Genomic DNA, 17,565 nt, shown 5'->3' on the forward strand with positions numbered 1-17,565 from the left:
AGCTAGTTTTCGCACGCACAGGCGTGGGATCGGCAGCATCCGCTTCACACAAAGGGGTGGCCGAGGAACGATTCGCCTGAGGAAACGGGGCGGTTGTGCTGAGCGCGGCCGGGCGCGGCGGGGGCAGCCGCCCGGGCGTGTTCCAGGCGCCGCTCCCGCGGCTCCGGCGCCGGTACAGCCGTACGGGGCATCCAGGTAGCCTGTCCCTCGTGCCCCGTCTGTCTGAAGTCATCGCCGCGCTGGAGAACCTGTGGCCCGCCGAGCGGGCCGAGTCCTGGGACGCGGTCGGCACCGTCGTGGGCGACCCCGACCAGGAGGTCTCCCGGGTCCTGTTCGCCGTCGACCCGGTCCAGGAGATCGTGGACGAGGCGGTGAAGCTGGGCGCCGACCTGCTGGTCACCCACCACCCGCTCTACCTTCGCGGTACGACGACGGTCGCGGCCTCCACCTTCAAGGGCCGGGTCGTCCACACGCTGATCAAGAACGACATCGCCCTGCACGTGGCCCACACCAACGCCGACACGGCCGACCCGGGCGTCAGCGACGCGCTGGCCGGCGCGCTGGACCTGCGCGTCGTGCGCCCGCTGGTGCCGGACCCGACCGACCCCGACGGCCGCCGCGGCCTGGGCCGGGTCTGCGAACTCGACCACCCGCTGACCGTCCGCGAGCTCGCGGCCCGCGCCGCCGAGCGGCTCCCCGCCACCGCGCAGGGCATCCGCGTCGCGGGCGACCCCGAGGCCGTCGTACGGACGATCGCCGTCAGCGGCGGCTCCGGCGACAGCCTCTTCGACCAGGTACGGGCAGCCGGCGTCGACGCCTTCCTCACCGCGGACCTCCGCCACCACCCGGCATCCGAGGCCGTGGCCCACAGTCCTCTCGCGCTGCTCGACGCGGCGCACTGGGCCACCGAGTGGCCCTGGTGCGAGCTGGCCGCGAGCCAGCTCGACGAGATCTCCGACCGCCATGGATGGGACCTGCGGGTCCACGTCTCCAAGACGGTCACCGACCCCTGGACCGCCCACGCGGCGTCCAACCCGCCCACTAGCACTATGGGAGCCCCCAACTGAACGCCGCGCCGGCCGACCAGATCCGACTTCTCGACGTCCAGGCCCTCGACGTCCGCCTGCAGCAGCTCGCGCACCGGCGGAGGTCCCTGCCCGAGCACGCCGAGATCGAGACGCTGAACAAGGACCTCACCCAGCTGCGCGACCTGCTCGTCGCCGCGCAGACCGAGGAGAGCGACTGCGCCCGCGAGCAGACCAAGGCCGAGCAGGACGTGGACCAGGTGCGCCAGCGCGCCGCCCGCGACCAGCAGCGCCTGGACTCCGGCGCCATCACCTCCCCGAAGGACCTGGAGAACCTCCAGCACGAGATCGCCTCCCTTGCCAAGCGCCAGGGCGACCTCGAGGACGTCGTCCTGGAGGTCATGGAGCGCCGCGAGTCCGCGCAGGAGCGGGTCGCCGAACTGACCGAGCGGGTCGGCTCCGTCCAGTCGAAGATCGACGACGCGACCGCCCGCCGGGACGCCGCGTTCGAGGAGATCGACGGCGAGGTGGCGAGCGTGACCAAGGAGCGCGAGGTCATCGCGGGCGCCGTCCCCGCCGACCTGCTCAAGCTCTACGACAAGCTGCGCGAGCAGCAGGGCGGCATCGGCGCGGCCAAGCTGTACCAGCGCACCTGCCAGGGCTGCCGCCAGGAGCTCGCCATCACCGAGCTGAACGAGATCCGCTCGGCGGCGCCGGACACGGTGGTGCGGTGCGAGAACTGCCGCCGGATTCTGGTGCGTACGGCGGAGTCGGGTCTGTAGGCCGGTCAGGTCTGCGGGCCGGTCAGGGCGTTTCGGTAAGGGGCTTGGGTCGTGCGGGAGTTCATCGTCGAGGCCGACGGCGGGTCACGGGGCAACCCGGGGCCCGCGGGTTACGGAGCCGTGGTGAAGGACGCGGCCACGGGGGAGACCCTCGTGGAGGCGGCCGAGTACATCGGCATCGCCACGAACAACGTGGCCGAGTACCGGGGCCTGCTCGCGGGCCTGCGCGCCGCGCACGATCTCGACCCCACGGCCACGGTCCACGTCCGCATGGACTCCAAGCTGGTCATCGAGCAGATGACGGGCCGCTGGAAGATCAAGCACCCGGACATGAAGCCGCTGGCGGCAGAGGCGGCGCGGGCCTTCCCCGTTCCTCAGGTCACGTACGAGTGGATCCCGAGAGAGCAGAACAAGCACGCGGACCGGCTGGCCAACGAGGCGATGGACGCCGGGAAGCGCGGAGAGCAGTGGTCGGCGGCGGCTTCCACGGCGGAGCTGGAGGCGGCTGACGCGAGGGCGGCTGCGAAGGCCGCATCCGCGTCCGAGCCGTCCGGAGACGCCGCCGCGGGCGCGGCGCGGGCACGTGCGGCGCTGGCGGAGGGGCGGGCCTCCGCGGCTCCGTCCGCCTCCAAGGCCGAGGCCGATGTCAGGGCCGCGCGCACCGTGGCCACCCCCTCGTCCGGCTGGGCTCCCGCCGACATGGGGGCGCCGGCCACCTTCGTCCTGCTCCGGCACGGCGAGACCCCCCTCACCCCCCAGAAGCGGTTCTCCGGCAGCGGCGGTACCGATCCGTCCCTCTCCGACGTCGGCCGGGAGCAGGCCGAGCGCGTGGGCGCCGCCCTCGCCCGGCGCGGCACCATCGAGGCCGTCGTGGCGTCGCCGCTCACCCGCACCCGGCAGACCGCCGGCATCGTCGCCGCCCGCCTCGGCCTCGACGTGACCATCGACGACGGCCTGCGCGAGACGGACTTCGGCGCCTGGGAGGGGCTCACCTTCGGCGAGGTCCGCGAACGCTACCCGGACGACCTGAGCGCCTGGCTGGCCGACCCGGAGGCCCGCCCCACCGGCGACGGCGAGAGCTTCGCGGCGACCGCCACCCGCATAGCCGCGACCCGCGACAAGCTGATCGCGGCGTATACCGGCCGCACGGTCCTCCTCGTCACGCACGTCACCCCGATCAAGACGTTCGTACGCCTCGCCCTCGGTGCCCCGCCCGAGTCCCTGTTCCGCATGGAACTGTCGGCGGCCTCCCTCTCGGCGATCGCGTACTACGCCGACGGCAACGCCAGCGTCCGCCTGGTCAACGACACGTCACACCTGCGTCCCTGACGTACCGGGTTCCTTCAGCCCGGCCGCCTCCCGCGCCAGCGCCTCGACCCGCCCCCAGTCCCGCGCGGCCACGGCGTCCGCGGGAAGCATCCAACTCCCGCCCACGCAGCCGACGTTGGGCAGCGCTAGGTAGTCGGGAGCCGTCGTGTGCCCGATCCCGCCGGTCGGACAGAACCGCGCCTGCGGCAGCGGCCCCGCCAGTGACTTCAGATACGCCGTACCGCCCGCCGCCTGCGCCGGGAAGAACTTCATCTCCCGCACCCCGCGCTCCAGCAGCGCCACCACCTCCGACGTGGTCGACACCCCCGGCAGGAACGGCACCCCGGACGCCCGCATCGCCTCCAGCAGTACGTCCGTCCAGCCCGGGCTGACCAGGAACCGGGCCCCCGCCGCCACGCTCTCCCTCACCTGCGCCGGAGTGATCACCGTCCCCGCCCCGACCACCGCCTCCGGCACGGCATCCGCGATCTCCCGGATCGCATCCAGTGCCGCCGGCGTCCGCAGCGTCACCTCGATCGCCGGCAGCCCGCCCGCGACCAGGGCCCGCGCCAGCGGCACGGCGTCGGAGGCGTCTTCGATGACGACGACGGGAACGACCGGTGCGAGATCCAGCACCGAGGCAGGCAGAGGGGAGGGCAGCGGCGAGGTCATGGCCTCATCGTGCCCGGGCTGTGCAGCATGCGCAAAGGGTGTTGCATATGTTGCAATGCTGGGATGGGCCGGGGTCGGTCAGTGGATCTCGTCCACCAGCACGTCCAACGTCCACGCCTTCCCGGCGCCCTTCGGAGGCCCCACCTCGACGACGTACCCGAGGTCCCGCAACGCCTCCACCAACTCCGCCGGACCCGAGGGCGCGGCCCCCGCCGTCAGCAGACTCCGTACGATCCGCCCCTTGGTCGCCTTGTTGAAGTGGCTGACGACCTTCCTGGTCGGCGCGTGCAGCACCCGTACCGTCGCCGTCCGCCCGGCCACCTCGCCCTTCGGCTTCCACGCCGCCGCGTACGCCGACGACCGCAGATCCAGCACGAGCCCGTCCCCGGCGGCCTCGGGCATCACCTCCGCCATCGGCGCCCGCCAGTACGCGCCGAGCGCGCCGAGCCCGGGCAGCTTCACACCCATCGAGCAGCGGTAGGAGGGGATCTTGTCGGTGACCCTGACGGCCCCCCACAACCCGGAGAACACCAGAAGCGAACGACCCGCCCGCCTCTTCGCGGGCGCGTCCAGCGACGCCAGGTCGAGCGCGTCGTACAGCACGCCGGTGTAGATCTCCCCGGCGGGCCGCGCCCCCGCACTCCGCAGCTCGGCGTTCTTGGCGACCTCGCCCCGCAGCCCCTCGCTCAGCCCGAGTACGCCCCGTGCCTTGTGCTCATCGCCGCCGCACAGCTCGACCAGCTCACCGAGCACGGCTTCACGGGCCTCGGTGAGCCCGGGCAGCGACAGCGACTCCAGCTTCAGCGAGGCACCCCGACCGGACGGGGCCTTGCCTTCGGAAGGCGGCAGCAGGACAAGCACACGTACTCCTTCAGTCGAACTCCGCCACAGGGTACGGCGTGCCACCCGGCGCCCCCCGCCCTACGGTGGCTGTATGCCCCGCCGCCCCATCCATGTGACCGGCGCCCCCGAGGGCCCGCTGCGGGCCGCGCTCGCCGCGCTGCGCACCAAGCTCCACGTGCCCGCCGGCTTCCCGCCCGAGGCACTCGCGGCCGCCGAGCAGGCCGCGCAGGCGCCGGCGCTGCCGGAGCACGACGCCACCGACATCCCCTTCTTCACCATCGACCCACCCGGCTCCACCGACCTGGACCAGGCGATGCACCTGTCCCGGCAGGGCACCGGCTACCGCGTCCGGTACGCCATCGCCGACGTCGCCGCCTTCGTCGTACCCGGAGGGCCGCTGGACAAGGAGGCGCACCGGCGGGTGACGACCCTGTACTTCCCCGACGTCCGCGTCCCGCTGCACCCGCAGGTGCTCAGCGAGGACGCCGCGAGCCTGCTGCCCGAGCGGACCCGCCCGGCGGCGCTGTGGACCATCGACCTCGACGCGAGCGGCCGTACGATCGCCGTCGACGTCCGCCGCGCCCTGGTGCGCAGCCGGGCCCGGCTCGACTACGCGGGCGTGCAGGCGCGGATCGACGCCGGTACGGCGGAGGAGCCCCTGGTCCTCCTCAAGACGATCGGCCTGCTGCGCGAACAGCTGGAGACCGAACGCGGCGGCATCTCGCTGCGCGTCCCCGACCAGGAGATCACCGAACGGGACCACACCTACGAACTGAGCTACCGCGCCCCGCTCCCGGTCGAGGGCTGGAACGAACAGCTCTCCCTGCTCACCGGCATGGCCGCCGCCCAGCTGATGCTGGCGCACGGCACGGGCATCCTGCGCACCCAGGAACCGACCACGGCCGGCAAGCTCGACGAGCTGCGCCGTACCGCGCACGCCCTGCACATCGACTGGCCGCACCATGTCTCGTACGCACAGCTGGTCCGCTCCCTCGACCCCGACGAACCGCGCCACGCGGCCTTCCTCCAGGCATGCACCGGGCTGATGAACAGCGCCAGGTACACCGACTTCCAGGGCGGCCGGCTGCCGCAGCAGACCATGCACGCCGCCGTCGCCGCGCCCTACGCGCACTGCACGGCCCCGCTGCGCCGCCTCGTCGACCGGTACGCCACCGAGATCTGCCTCGCCGCCGTCGCCGGCCGGGAGCCACCCGGCTGGGTGCTCAGCGCGCTCCCGACCGTGCGGAAGCGGATGGCCGAGGGCGGCAGGCGCGCGCGTGTCATCGAGCGCAACTGCGTCGACCTCGTGGAGGCCGCCGTGCTCAAGGACCGGGTGGGCGAGGTCTTCGAGGGCTGCGTGGTCGAACGGGAGCGCCCCGGGCACGACGGGAGGGTGGAACCCGGCGTCGTACAGCTGGCGTCCCCGGCGGTCATCGGCGACATCACGGAAACGACCCCGGACTCCCTCGGCGCGCGCCGCCCGGTCCGCCTCACTCGGGCGGACATGGAGGTCCCGACGGTGAGCTTCGCGCTTGCGTGACGGCTTGCTCGATCGCTTGCCTGATTGCTGGTACGAGGCGGTCGGCGTCGTCGGCGTGGAAGCGGACGAGGCGGATGTCCCGTCGACGGCCGAGGAAGGTGAAGTGGCAGACGGGCTCGGTGAGTTCGAGCGTCACGGAGGTCTGCGCCCCCATGGCGAGGTTGAGTTCACCGTCGGCCCGCTCATGGGTGGCGCGCAGCTCGCGGCGCACGTGCGCGATCTTCTCCAGCGGTATGGACAGATCGACATGCGCGGCACGCCGGATGCGCAGGGAGCCGGCGTCGAGCACATGGGGTCGTACGACGGAGGCGGCGTGCAGCGCGACGACGAGCACGATGGTGTACACGTCGAGCATGAAGACCACCCGGTGCACGGCCGGGTGGTCCCGCAGCAGCACGGACATGGTGATCGACTCGACCACGCACACGAAGGCGAACCCGAACATCATCGGGCCCTGCCCGCGCGCGTACCCGAAGGCGGTGCCTGAGCCGGTACCGTGCCGACGCCGGGCCAGCCACAGGGCGAGGCTGACGAGCAGCCGCAGTTCATGCCGGGCGAGGACGAGCACGGTGTTCATCCCTGCCCCTCCATGAGAATTCGCAGCGTACGGCGGATCGCCTCCGCCTGTGCCGGGGCGAAGTCGGCGTAGAAGGCGCGCAGGAAGCTGTTGTCCTGGTCGATGTCCGCCTCCGTGAGCAGTTCGCGGGGGATCAGGCCGGCGAGAAGCAAGGCCGCCTCCATCACGCGAGGGTCGTCGGGCTCGGCGTCCGCGAGGTCGTCGAGCAGCGCGTAGGCCTCATGCGCCCGAGCCACCGCGTCCGGACTCCCGAGCGCACCGCTCCAAAGGGACATCAACTGCTCCCGGGTCTCCGGTGAGGCGGCCGTGTCGAGCAGCGCGAGAATCTCCCGGTCCTTGGCGGCCATGGGGGAGTCGGCCAGCTCGGCCAGCCGGCCGGTCCGGGCGAACAACTCGCTCAGCTCGGGCGAGACCGGCCCCTCGGCGGGCAGCTCCCCCGCGTCGAGCAGCGCCCGGAGCCGGGCCCGCCGTTCCCGGATCGCCGCCTCCTGCCGGGCAAGATCCTCATCGAGCTCGCTCAGCACCTCGACAAGATCCTTCCCGGCATCCTCGGCCAGCACGTCCCGCACCTCCGCGAGCCCCAGCCCCAGCTCGGTCAGCCGCCGGATCCGGGCGAGCATGACGGCGTGCCGCAGGGTGTAGTCCCGATAGCCGTTCGGCCGCCGCTCGGGCTCGGGCAGCAGCCCCTGATGGTGGTAGTGCCGCACGGTCCGCGTGGTGACGCCGACGGCGGCGGCGAGTTCTCCGATCCGCATGGGATCAGTAGAGACGTTGACGTTGCGGCAGGGTCAAGTGAGCGGCTCAGCGGACTCCCGCGCAGGTGATCCGTCGCTGTTCCGTTCCGGTGAGCCACCAGCGGGGCGTTCCATGGACGTCATGGCACAGGATCCGATCACGCAGAAGCTTTTGCTGGACTGGTTTGTCGACCTGGACACCCCGGAGGGGCTCCGCGCCGAGCTGGTTGAGGGGGAACTCGTGGTGACTCCCGTGCCGGACGGGCATCACGAGCACTGCATCAGCCGGATCGTGGGTCAGGTGTATCGGCGATGCCGGACTGAGATGCAGTTCTCCGTGAACAAGGGGCTGCAGCTGAAGAATGCGGAGGGTTACCCACAGGACCACGTCATCCCGGACGGTACGTTCGCTCCCGAGGAACTGAGGCTCCACCGGGGCGCCGATCCCTGGATGCCCTGCGCAGGCGTCGCCATGGTGTTGGAGGTCACGGCCTCCAAGCCCCAGACCGACCGGGAGATCAAGCGCCGCTGTTATGCCCGCGGCGGCATCCCCCTCTACCTGCTCGTAGACCGAGAGACCTCATGGGTCACGCTGTTCAACGACCCGAAGTCGGGCGACTACCGGGAGCACCACGCCGTCGCCGTCGGCAAACCGCTCGCGCTGCCCGAGCCCTTCGCCTTCGACCTGCACACGGCGGACTTTCTCTGAGGCTTCCTGTGTTGCACTGCCAGGAGGAGTGAAGGGGGGTGCGAAGTGGGCGAACAGGCACTGTGGACCAGGGCACGGCTCGGCCGCGGCGGGCCCCCGCTCGATCTGCTGACCGCCCGCTTCGACCGGCACGTCTACGCCCCGCACGCACATGACGAGTTCACGATCGGCGTGTGCGTCGGCGGCAGCGAGGTCATCGACTACAGGGGCGGCCGCATACGTCCCGGCCCGGGCTCCATCGTCGTACTGGCACCGGGGGAGATGCACACAGGCGGCCCGGCGGCCTCCGACGGCTACGCCTACCGAGCCCTGTACGCCGACACGTCGCTGCTGAAGGACGGCACCCTGAGCACGACCGTCCCCCACTTCCACGACCCCCTCCTCGACGACCCGGACCTGGCCACCGCCCTGCGCATCACGCACGCCGAACTCGCCGCCTGCCCCGACCCCCTGGAGGCCGAGTCCCGCATCCCCTGGCTCCTGACGGCCCTGACCCGCCGCCACTCCACGTCCCGCGCGGCGAGCGACAGGATCCCCGGCGCCGACCACATCGCACACGCCGTACGCGACCGCCTGGCCGACGAGCTCACGGCCCCACCCTCCCTGGCCGCCCTGGCCACCGACCTCGGCCTGTCCCGCTACCAGCTCCTACGCGCCTTCCGCACGACGATGGGAGTGCCGCCGTACGCCTGGCTGGCCCAGTACAGGGTCGGGAGAGCCCGCAACCTCCTGGACACCGGCCTGCGCCCGGCGGAGGTCGCCGCCCTGGTCGGCTTCGCGGACCAGGCCCACCTCACCCGCTGGTTCCGCCGCGTACTCGGGGTGACCCCGGCGGCGTACCGCAACAGCGTTCAAGACGCGGGAGCATGAGGCGGCCGAAACTCACCGCATGACTGCACGCGGCTGGTTTCTGTTCGCCCTGATGGGCGTGGTCTGGGGCATCCCGTACCTGATGATCAAGGTGGCGGTGGAGGCGGTGTCCCCCTCGGTGGTGGTGTTCACCCGATGCGCCCTGGGCGCCGCCCTGCTCCTGCCGTTCGCGATCCGGCAGGGAGGCCTGGTCCGGACGGTCCGACGGCACTGGCGGCCGATGCTGGCCTTCGCGTGCATAGAGATCATCGGCCCCTGGTGGACCTTGACGGACGCCGAGCGCCACCTCTCCAGCTCGACGGCGGGCCTGCTGATCGCGGGCGTGCCGATAGTCGGCGTGGCCCTGGCCCGCTTCTTCGGTGGGGCGGAGTACCTGGGCGTCCGCCGGCTGACCGGCCTGCTCCTGGGCCTGACGGGCGTGGCGGTCCTCACGGTCCCGCACCTGACGGGCGGGGACGCCCGCTCGCTGGGGGAGGTACTGCTGACGGTGCTGGGCTACGCGACGGCTCCGCTGATCGCGGCGCGGTGGCTGAGGGACGTACCGTCCCTCCACCTCACAGCGGCCTGCCTGACGCTGGCGGCACTGGTGTACGCGCCCGCGGCCGCACTGACGTGGCCTGCTGAGATGCCGTCGGCCTCGGTGCTGGCGGCCCTCGCCGGCCTCGGCGTGATCTGCACGGCGGTGGCCTTCGTCGCCTTCCTGGAGCTGATCAAGGAGGCGGGCCCGACACGGGCGACGGTCTTCACGTACGTCAATCCGGCGGTGGCGGTGGCGGCGGGAGCCGTGTTCCTGGACGAGCCCCTGACGGCAGGAGTGCTCGCCGCCTTCGTCCTGATCCTTGCCGGTTCAGTACTGGCGACGGCAGCCCCGCGCAGGCCGGTAACATGGTCGACACGGCAGACGAGCCGGGCGGACGGCCGCGTGGAGTCCCCTTGACGGGGGGCTTCCCGAGGAACGTCCGGGCTCCACAGGGCAGGGTGGTGGCTAACGGCCACCCGGGGTGACCCGCGGGACAGTGCCACAGAAAGCAAACCGCCGGGGGCCTTGGCCCTCGGTAAGGGTGAAACGGTGGTGTAAGAGACCACCAGTGCCCAGGGTGACCTGGGCAGCTAGGTAAACCCCACCCGGAGCAAGGTCAAGAGGAGCGCTGTAAAAGGCACTCTGCGCGGACGTTCGAGGGCTGCCCGCCCGAGTCCGCGGGTAGACCGCAGGAGGCCGGCGGCAACGCCGGTCCTAGATGGATGGCCGTCGCCCGGGGCTCCGCGAGGAACCCTGGGAACAGAACCCGGCGTATAGCCCGACTCGTCTGCCGCTCCACATTCCCTCAGTTCAAAGGTCCTGTCCCTGGATGAAAAAGCCCGGGAGCGCATTCTGGCCGTGCCGGTGAGTGATGATGTGGGGTAGGCGTCGGCTCGACATGAAGCATGCAGTCGAAGTCGGTTTGTCGACTCATGTCGGGTACCGCAGAGGAGTCCAGGCCCAAGCGCAACGCGTGCCGCCACCGATGCGACCACCGGTACGACAGGCAGTACCGCCAGGTACCCTCAGACACATCGTCAACGCGGCCCGACGGGCTTCCGCTCCACCCCGTGGAGTCTCGAAGGACATGCCCCCACCCGCACGAGCTACTTCGTGCTGCCCGGGGGAAGTCTTTGCTGTTCCGCGCGTCTGCGAAAACGGTCGCCGCCATGGCGCTCGACAGTTCGCTCTATCTCCACCTCACCGAGCAGTTCACCCACATGCACGGCTACCGGCCCAACCCCTCCGAGGCGCGGTCATGGGAACGGAGCATTCCCACACTGGCCGCCGCGCTCAATGACGCGGGACTCGGTGACGTGGAGGTCATGCTTGAGTACGCGCTCCCGATGAACAGCAAGCGAGCCGACGCAGTCCTCGCCGGAATTCACCCACGCACGGGCGGCCCCTCTTACGTTGTGGTGGAGCTCAAGCAGTGGAGCGATTTCGTCCCGGACGAGGACGATCCGGTCCTCTGTCATGTTGCTTCCTATACTCAGCCGGTCCTCAACCCCATCGAGCAGGTGCGCCGCTACTGCGAGTACCTCATCAACTTCAACGGTGCGGTCGCCGACCACCCGGAGAGGGTCGGGGGCGTGGCCTTCCTGCACAATGCAACCGAGTTCGATGTGGGTGCACTGCGCGAGGTCGAGCGCGACCAGTGGGGCCAGTTGTTCGCGGGTGATACCCGCGGTGGGTTCATCGACTACCTCCGCACCCGGCTTAGCCCCGTGCATTCGGGCGCTGCGGCCGCTGACGCACTGCTTGCGGGTAAGACGGTCCCGTCGAAGCAGTTGATGGCGGTCGCGGCGCAGGAAGTTCGTGAGAGGGAGCAGTTCGTGCTCCTCGACGAACAACAGGTCGCCTACCGTAAGGTCCTCAATGCGGTACGCAAGGCCCAGCAGTCCGACCACAAGGAGGTCGTGGTCATCACCGGTGGTCCTGGTACCGGCAAGAGCGTCATCGCGCTCGCCTTGCTCGGCGAGTTGTACCGGCGAGGCATCCCGGCTCTGCACGCGACCGGGTCCCAGTCCTTCACCAAGACAATGCGCAAGGTCGCGGGTGCCAGGAAGCGCGAAGTGCAGGACCTCTTCAAGTACTTCAACAGCTTCATGACGACGGAGAAGAACAGCCTCGACGTCCTTGTCTGCGATGAGGCCCACCGCATCCGTGAGACATCGGCCAACCGGTACACGCCAGCCGCACGCCGGACCGGCAAGCGGCAGATCGACGAACTGATAGACGTGGCCAAAGTGCCCGTCTTCCTGCTCGACGAGCACCAGATCGTGCGCCCGGGTGAGATGGGCACGGTGGAAGACATCCGAGCCGCAGCGGCACGCAGGGGGCTGAACTGCCCCGTGGTAAGGCTCGAGAGCCAGTTCCGCTGCGGCGGGAGCGATGCCTACCTGCGCTGGGTGGTGCGGCTTCTGGGCCTGGAGCCCGGCGGCCCGGTGGTGTGGGACCCGGATGACCGCATGCAACTCCTGTTGGCACACAGCCCGGAGGAGATGGAGAGCTTCTTGGATGGCCGCCGTGGTCAGAACTACAGCGCTCGCATGTCAGCCGGCTACTGCTGGCCGTGGTCTCCGGAGCCCAAGCCGGGGCAGCCCCTTCCGGCCGACGTGAGGATCGGCGACTGGGCGCGCCCCTGGAACCTGCGCGGCGACCGCTCTGTCTCCGGCGCACCGCCGTCCGCCCTGTGGGCCACGGACCCGGCAGGCTTCGGTCAGATCGGTTGCGTCTACACGGCCCAGGGCTTCGAGTACGACTGGTCCGGCGTCATCATCGGCCCCGACCTGGTGTGGCGCGTCGACCGATGGGTGACGGACCGTACAGCGTCCAAGGATCCGGTGTTCAAGCGATCCACACCGGATGCCGATGTGGATCGCCTGATCCGCAACACGTACAAGGTGCTGCTGACCCGCGGAATGGTCGGCACGGTCGTCTACTCCACGGATCGGGAGACGCAGGAGAAACTACGAGAACTGGTAGGTGCCGGGCGACGTGTGCCTGTCACGGTGTGAACGATCATCCTGACTCGCAGTTTTTGCGCCAACTTGCCCCTGACACGCCATGAGTCAGGGGGAGGAGTTCGTGTGAGCTGCCGCGCTCCCTAAGATCACCCGTACCAATTGCGGCCCGACGGGCTTCCTTGCGCGAGGACACGCCCCCACCCGCACGAGTCACTCGTGCCCTGGGGGAACCACCTCGTGTCCATGCTCCTGCTGAGGCTGTCTGCGCAGGACCTGCTTACTCTGAACTCGAGGCGGCGGATGGTGCCGCATCTCGCCGCAAGATACCAGTACTTCCGAGGGCGCGATGTGTCCGAGACAGAACGGGAGGCATGGGCCGAGAGCCTGGTCGAGTTGGCGGAAGACCTCGTTGAAGCGGAGCGGGGTAACGTCGAGATGGTCGTCGAGTGCGCGGCGACGGTCGACGAACCGAAGAAGGGGGAGCCGCCCCTCATCGACGTCGTGCTCGTGGGCCGACACCCCGAGACACGTCTGCCGTCGTTCCAACTCGTCGAGCTGAAGCGATGGTCAATGGTGACGCAGGTGGAAGCCGCCACTGCGGAGCTCGTAAGGGTGCCGGGATACAAGAAGCCCAAGAAGCACCCCGCCTTGCAACTCAGGAACACATACCAATTGTTCACTGGAGACCAGGGACCTCTGCGTGGCATCACGGTCGAATGCGGCGGATTCGCGTACCTGCACAATGCCACCGATGACTCGGTTCGACCGCTGCTCGATACGTTGGCGCCGACTGGAGCCTATGAGCGTGTGTACACCCGCGACAGCCGTGACCTGCTCCTTGCGGACCTGCGTCGGCATTTCGCGGAGGACGGCGCGGCTTCCGAGGCCGAGCAACTCCTGCGGTTCATGAACCTGCGCAATACGCCGCTTCTCGACGCGATGATCAGATCTCGCGGGGAGGACACGGTGTTCACCCTGCGTGGACAGCAGAAGAAGGTGGCGGCGAGTGTTCTGGAACGAGCTGCCCTGGTTCTCGGCAATCCCGATCACCCCGCTCCGCTGCCGGACGACGGACGAGCCGTGTTCATCGTGACGGGTGGTGCAGGTACCGGAAAGAGCGCGGTGGGTCTACAGCTCAGAGCCGATTTCGAAGCAGCCGGACAAACGGTGAAGTACGCCAGCGGCAGCCGTGCCTTCAACGGGGCGCTCCAGGAGCAGGTGGGCTACACCGACAAGGAGTTCAGAAAGAGGTTCGCCTACTTCAGCCACTTCGTGACACCTCCGGACCCTCCCTTGGACGTCCTCATCTGTGACGAGGCGCATCGCCTCAGAGAACGAACCATCGACATGTACCGCCGAGAGGAGAAGTCGGGCAAGCAGCCTCAGGTGGACGATCTGCTTGATGCCGCCCGCCTTACGGTGTTCTTTCTCGATGAGAGCCAGTCCGTGCGACCCAAGGAAGTCGGAACGGTGAGCCTGATCGAGGCAGCTGCAAGAGCTCGGGGGATCACTCCACTTCGCTATGGGCTCAGGGAGGAATGGCGCTGCGGGGGCAGCGACGCCTACATCCGCTGGGTGCGGGCTGTCCTCGACATCGAGGCAGGAACCACGGACTGGACCCCCGACGGTTTGATGCATGTCGAGGTGGCCGAGAGCCCAGAGGAACTTGAGTACATCATCAGGACCGAGGCGGAGGCGGGCGCGACGGCTCGCATGGTGGCCGGCTTCTGCTGGCCGTGGACCGAGCCGGTGGGAAAGGGGAAGGCGGCGCGCCTGGAGGCAGACGTCCGGATCGGTGACTGGCATCGACCGTGGAACGCCAAAGGTGACTCCTTCCGCGAGAACGGAGCGGTGCCCCCGTCCACGAAATGGTCAGTGCACCCGTATGGCATCAACCAGATCGGCTGCGTCTACACGGCTCAGGGCCTTGAGTGGGACTGGTGCGGGGTGATCCTCGGCGAGGACATGGTGAGACGCGGCGACCGTTGGGTCTACCGCAAGGGGCAGTGGTGTGAGGAGCCGGAAAGCAAGGTCAAACGTGTCAAAGTGCCTGGTTCGTTCGACATGAAGCTCCGTGAGGGGACGGGAAGCGAGGAAGAAAAAGAGGAGGAGTTCGCGCGTTGTGTTCGTCACGCATACCACGTGCTCATGACCAGGGCGAGCCGGGCGACGGTGCTGTACTCCACGGATGAGGAGACACAGGCGTACCTCAAGAGCTGCGTAGGTGACGTGCAGATACACGGCCTGCGGCCCACGTGGGAAAACCTCCCTGCCGAGGCGCGGATCCCACATCTCCCCAGCCCGAAGAGGAAGGGCAATGACACCCCTCCTGGCCAGGAATTGCTTTTCTGAAGGATCACCGCCGTAGGGCTGAAGCCAGACAGGCTGAAGAGTGGCGGGCTCGCCGGGCCCGCCACATGCCTGCCTCAGATGAGGTGGCGCGCTGCCACCGCCAGTGCCTCCCACACGAGGTTGGAGATCACACCCGCGGCGGCGCCGGCCAGGATCTCGCGGATCCAAGGACGACGCGCAGGCTTGTACTCGACCGGTTCCATAAAGGCCCACTCCATGGTGTGAGTTCGGAATGGTAGGACCGCCCTACCGGGCATCCGCCCCATTCGTCACTCACGGCCAGCGGACTGGACCGTGGACTCCGCCTCGTACCCTCCGGGAAGGTGCGCAGCAGTGAAAGCCTATCCCACGCGGTGCGTCCCTGATTGGGCCAATGACCTGGCAGCTGGCTGGAGTTCGAGCCCTAGATCGGCCCAGACGGTCTTCCTCGCAAGCAGTGGGATCGGACACCGGGCTCGATGGCCGCCGCCTGCCCTTTGTGACGAGGATTTTTAGTTGGCACAAAAGAGGGATAGTTGGCACCAAGATCAGGCCGTTTTCAGAGGTGACGGCGCATCACCTCAATGCATGTAGGCCGGGCTGCGTTCGATCGGTACCGCGGATACGGGATCCCGAGGTTCATGCCGCCATAGGCAGCACGAAGAAGACTCGTGCGGGTGGGGGCATGTCCTCCGGTGTCCGCCGACAGGCGGATCAGGAAGCCCGTCGAGCCGCTGAGATAGTGCTCGCCATCCTAGGCCAGCGTGTGCATCACGAGGAGGGGATGGACAGGGTCTGCTGCCGTGATCCCGCTGTGGCGGGAGATCGCTGCAGACAACCTCCTCCCTGCGCTTACGATGAATTTCCAGCCCGATCCTGCGCGAGAGGCGAGGCGGCATGGATGTCCTGGGGATCGATGCCTGTGGCAAGCAGGGGTGGGCGGGGATCAGGCTCAGGGACGGCGTATACATGGGCAGCCTGGTCGATGTCCGGCTTGACGCGTTGATCGAGCGGGCCGCCGGGGCGGAGGCGATCGCGGTCGACATGCCGCTCGGCCTGGTCGAGAAGGGCTGGCGGGCCGCGGATCTCGAGGCGAGGGCGCTGTTGGGTGTGCGGCGCAGCAGTGTTTTCCTTGTGGCGCCGCGGCCGGCTTGGCTGGAGTCGGACTACGGGGCGGCCGGAGATCGGTGCCATGAGCTCACCGGTCGTCGGCTGAGCCAGCAGGCGTGGGCGCTGGCTCCGAAGCTGCTGGAGGCTCGGGCGTGCTGGCTCGCCGATGAACGCATCCACGAAGTGCACCCTGAGGTATCTTTCCGTGCTCTGGCCGGGGGCGTGCCGCTGGTCTACCCGAAGAAGACCTGGCGTGGCCAGAACGCGCGTCGCCGCCTGCTGGCCGCAGCCGGGCTCGCGCTGCCGGACGAACTCGGCGAGGCGGATCGCGTTCCTGTGGACGACGTTCTCGACGCCGCCGCCGCGGCCTGGTCGGCCCACCGGATTGCGCTGGGCATCGCGGGCCGAATTCCAGCGGTCGATGAGGTGGACGTGGACGCGGAGGGGCGCGTCATCGAGATCCGGTACTGACGATCCGTCCCTGTGCCACTGACCCTGCGGCTCACAGAACCGTAGGGTTACCCCATGGTGACTGCGACGGTCCGTGAGTGGCACGACGAAGAAGGGTGGGGCGTGTTCGACTGCCCCGAGACGCCGGGTGGGTGCTGGGGGCACTACTCCGACATCCAAAGGGGCGGGTTCCGCGCGCTGTCGGCCGGGCAGAAGGTGGACCTCACCTGGGAGGCCCCCGGCTTCAAGCAGGACGGGTACGACTACCGCGCTGTGAGCATCGTGCCCCGGCCCGCCTGATCCACGCCTGAGCGCTGGTCCCGGGGCGCCACGGTCGTCACAGCGCGTCCACCGCGCTCACCTTCCAGCCTTCGTCCGTGTGCGTCATCGTCATCCGCACGCGGTTCAGGTCCACGCGCGAGCCCGAGACCTGCGTGCTCTCGGTGACCTGGTTGACGAAGAGCAGCACCACGACCTTGTCGGGGGAGGCCGAGACGACCGAGGCTGCCGGGGTTCCGCCGGAGGCCGGCGCGGCGATCGTCGCCTTCACCACTCCGTGGTACTTCGTGGCCGTCGGGCCGACCACCGTCTTTGTCGTCTTGCCGTACTCGTCGCGGAAGTCGCCGGTCAGGTGGGCGCGGGCCTTCGCGAAGTCGCGGTCCAGGTGGCGGTAGTCGTACGACAGGACGACCGGTGCCGCCTTCTGGGCTGCCGCGACCGCCTCGGTGCGGGCGGTTTCCGTGCGGCGGGCGTCCCAGGACTTCCAGCCCAGTACGGCGGCTGCGACCAGGGCCGCCAGGCACAGGACGCCGAGCAGCAACGTGAGCAGCCTTCGGCGGGCGGGTGCGGGCCGTTCCTCCGGGGCGTCGTCCTCCTCGAAGGTCTCCGGTGACGGCTCCGGTGGGTCCTGCCAACCGTCTTTCGGGGCCTCGATCAGTACGGTGCGGCCCGCGGACAACTTCTCGGCACCGGCGTCGGACGCCTCGTCGGTGGCCGTCACCGAGCCCGCGTCGCGGTGGCCGCGTTCCGCGCGCTTGGCTGCTGCTCGGGCTGCCGCCGTCATCGTGCGACGGACGGTGGTGCCGGGGGCGCGGCCGGTTGTCGTCTTCGGCATGGTCGTACTCC

General features: G+C 69.4%; 16 protein-coding genes, 1 other RNA gene and 1 pseudogene. 12 read left to right on the forward strand and 6 right to left on the reverse strand.

From position 1 onward, the window contains the following. Positions 1 to 209 precede the first annotated feature (209 nt). From ACZ7L6_RS19355 to ACZ7L6_RS19365, 3 genes are read left to right on the forward strand one after another with little or no spacing between them, the layout of a single operon-like run. Positions 210 to 1,067, forward strand: coding sequence for a Nif3-like dinuclear metal center hexameric protein (locus ACZ7L6_RS19355; RefSeq protein ID WP_471925363.1), 858 nt, complete (start codon positions 210 to 212; stop codon positions 1,065 to 1,067). Continuing rightward, positions 1,064 to 1,807, forward strand: coding sequence for a zinc ribbon domain-containing protein (locus ACZ7L6_RS19360; protein ID WP_471925709.1), 744 nt, complete (start codon positions 1,064 to 1,066; stop codon positions 1,805 to 1,807). The genes ACZ7L6_RS19355 and ACZ7L6_RS19360 overlap by 4 nt, the downstream gene beginning before the upstream one ends. A 51-nt stretch (positions 1,808 to 1,858) precedes the next feature. Continuing rightward, positions 1,859 to 3,136: a bifunctional RNase H/acid phosphatase gene (locus tag ACZ7L6_RS19365; RefSeq protein ID WP_471925365.1), complete on the forward strand. Its 1,278-nt coding sequence runs from the start codon at positions 1,859 to 1,861 to the stop codon at positions 3,134 to 3,136. Here the strand turns inward: ACZ7L6_RS19365 and ACZ7L6_RS19370 are convergent. Together ACZ7L6_RS19370 and yaaA are read right to left on the reverse strand one after the other, a co-directional pair. Continuing rightward, on the reverse strand, positions 3,119 to 3,787 hold the full coding sequence (locus ACZ7L6_RS19370) for a bifunctional 4-hydroxy-2-oxoglutarate aldolase/2-dehydro-3-deoxy-phosphogluconate aldolase (RefSeq protein ID WP_471925367.1): 669 nt from the start codon (positions 3,785 to 3,787) through the stop codon (positions 3,119 to 3,121). The genes ACZ7L6_RS19365 and ACZ7L6_RS19370 overlap by 18 nt on opposite strands. A 78-nt stretch (positions 3,788 to 3,865) precedes the next feature. Further along, on the reverse strand, positions 3,866 to 4,648 hold the full coding sequence (gene yaaA, locus ACZ7L6_RS19375) for a peroxide stress protein YaaA (RefSeq protein ID WP_471925369.1): 783 nt from the start codon (positions 4,646 to 4,648) through the stop codon (positions 3,866 to 3,868). Between the two features lie 73 nt (positions 4,649 to 4,721). On the opposite strand from yaaA, the gene ACZ7L6_RS19380 reads away from it, so the two are divergent. Next, positions 4,722 to 6,170, forward strand: a complete 1,449-nt coding sequence (locus ACZ7L6_RS19380; protein WP_471925371.1) for an RNB domain-containing ribonuclease — start codon at positions 4,722 to 4,724, stop codon at positions 6,168 to 6,170. Here ACZ7L6_RS19380 and ACZ7L6_RS19385 read toward each other — a convergent pair. Then, the gene (locus tag ACZ7L6_RS19385) at positions 6,121 to 6,747 is read right to left on the reverse strand and encodes a hypothetical protein (RefSeq protein WP_471925373.1); all 627 of its coding nucleotides are present in this window, start codon (positions 6,745 to 6,747) and stop codon (positions 6,121 to 6,123) included. The two genes, ACZ7L6_RS19380 and ACZ7L6_RS19385, sit on opposite strands and share 50 nt — an antisense overlap. Then, positions 6,744 to 7,502 carry a MerR family transcriptional regulator gene (locus ACZ7L6_RS19390; RefSeq protein WP_471925375.1) on the reverse strand — a complete coding sequence of 253 codons (759 nt, stop codon included), beginning with the start codon at positions 7,500 to 7,502 and terminating at the stop codon, positions 6,744 to 6,746. Before ACZ7L6_RS19390 ends, ACZ7L6_RS19385 begins: the two co-directional genes overlap by 4 nt. A gap of 121 nt (positions 7,503 to 7,623) precedes the next feature. Between ACZ7L6_RS19390 and ACZ7L6_RS19395 the strand changes: the two genes are divergently transcribed. The 6 genes and pseudogenes from ACZ7L6_RS19395 (at position 7,624) to ACZ7L6_RS19420 (ending at position 14,901) form a co-directional block, all read left to right on the forward strand. After that, positions 7,624 to 8,190, forward strand: a complete 567-nt coding sequence (locus ACZ7L6_RS19395) for a Uma2 family endonuclease (RefSeq protein ID WP_471925377.1) — start codon at positions 7,624 to 7,626, stop codon at positions 8,188 to 8,190. A gap of 45 nt (positions 8,191 to 8,235) precedes the next feature. Next, positions 8,236 to 9,060 carry a helix-turn-helix domain-containing protein gene (locus tag ACZ7L6_RS19400; protein WP_471925379.1) on the forward strand — a complete coding sequence of 275 codons (825 nt, stop codon included), beginning with the start codon at positions 8,236 to 8,238 and terminating at the stop codon, positions 9,058 to 9,060. A gap of 82 nt (positions 9,061 to 9,142) precedes the next feature. After that, a pseudogene (locus ACZ7L6_RS19405) lies at positions 9,143 to 9,859 on the forward strand (DMT family transporter); the annotation flags it as partial. 103 nt (positions 9,860 to 9,962) lie between these two features. Continuing rightward, positions 9,963 to 10,370: RNase P RNA component class A (rnpB, locus tag ACZ7L6_RS19410), an RNA gene on the forward strand. A 343-nt stretch (positions 10,371 to 10,713) separates the two neighbouring features. Continuing rightward, positions 10,714 to 12,600, forward strand: coding sequence for a DNA/RNA helicase domain-containing protein (locus ACZ7L6_RS19415; protein WP_471925381.1), 1,887 nt, complete (start codon positions 10,714 to 10,716; stop codon positions 12,598 to 12,600). 192 nt (positions 12,601 to 12,792) lie between these two features. Further along, the gene (locus ACZ7L6_RS19420) at positions 12,793 to 14,901 is read left to right on the forward strand and encodes a DUF2075 domain-containing protein (protein WP_471925711.1); all 2,109 of its coding nucleotides are present in this window, start codon (positions 12,793 to 12,795) and stop codon (positions 14,899 to 14,901) included. Between the two features lie 74 nt (positions 14,902 to 14,975). Here ACZ7L6_RS19420 and ACZ7L6_RS19425 read toward each other — a convergent pair whose 3' ends face one another. Continuing rightward, entirely contained in the window at positions 14,976 to 15,119 is a 144-nt protein-coding gene (locus ACZ7L6_RS19425) for a DUF6408 family protein (RefSeq protein WP_471925383.1), read from the reverse strand. Between the two features lie 658 nt (positions 15,120 to 15,777). Here ACZ7L6_RS19425 and ACZ7L6_RS19430 point away from each other — a divergent pair. Together ACZ7L6_RS19430 and ACZ7L6_RS19435 are read left to right on the forward strand one after the other, a co-directional pair. Continuing rightward, entirely contained in the window at positions 15,778 to 16,461 is a 684-nt protein-coding gene (locus ACZ7L6_RS19430; protein WP_471925385.1) for a DUF429 domain-containing protein, read from the forward strand. Between the two features lie 54 nt (positions 16,462 to 16,515). Continuing rightward, complete coding sequence (locus ACZ7L6_RS19435) at positions 16,516 to 16,740, forward strand: S1 domain-containing protein (protein WP_471925387.1); 225 nt, start codon at positions 16,516 to 16,518, stop codon at positions 16,738 to 16,740. Between the two features lie 37 nt (positions 16,741 to 16,777). On the opposite strand, the gene ACZ7L6_RS19440 is transcribed toward ACZ7L6_RS19435, so the two are convergent. Beyond that, complete coding sequence (locus tag ACZ7L6_RS19440) at positions 16,778 to 17,554, reverse strand: hypothetical protein (protein WP_471925389.1); 777 nt, start codon at positions 17,552 to 17,554, stop codon at positions 16,778 to 16,780. Between the last annotated feature and the right edge of the window lie 11 nt (positions 17,555 to 17,565).

The organism is Streptomyces sp. NPDC107522 (assembly GCF_055657525.1).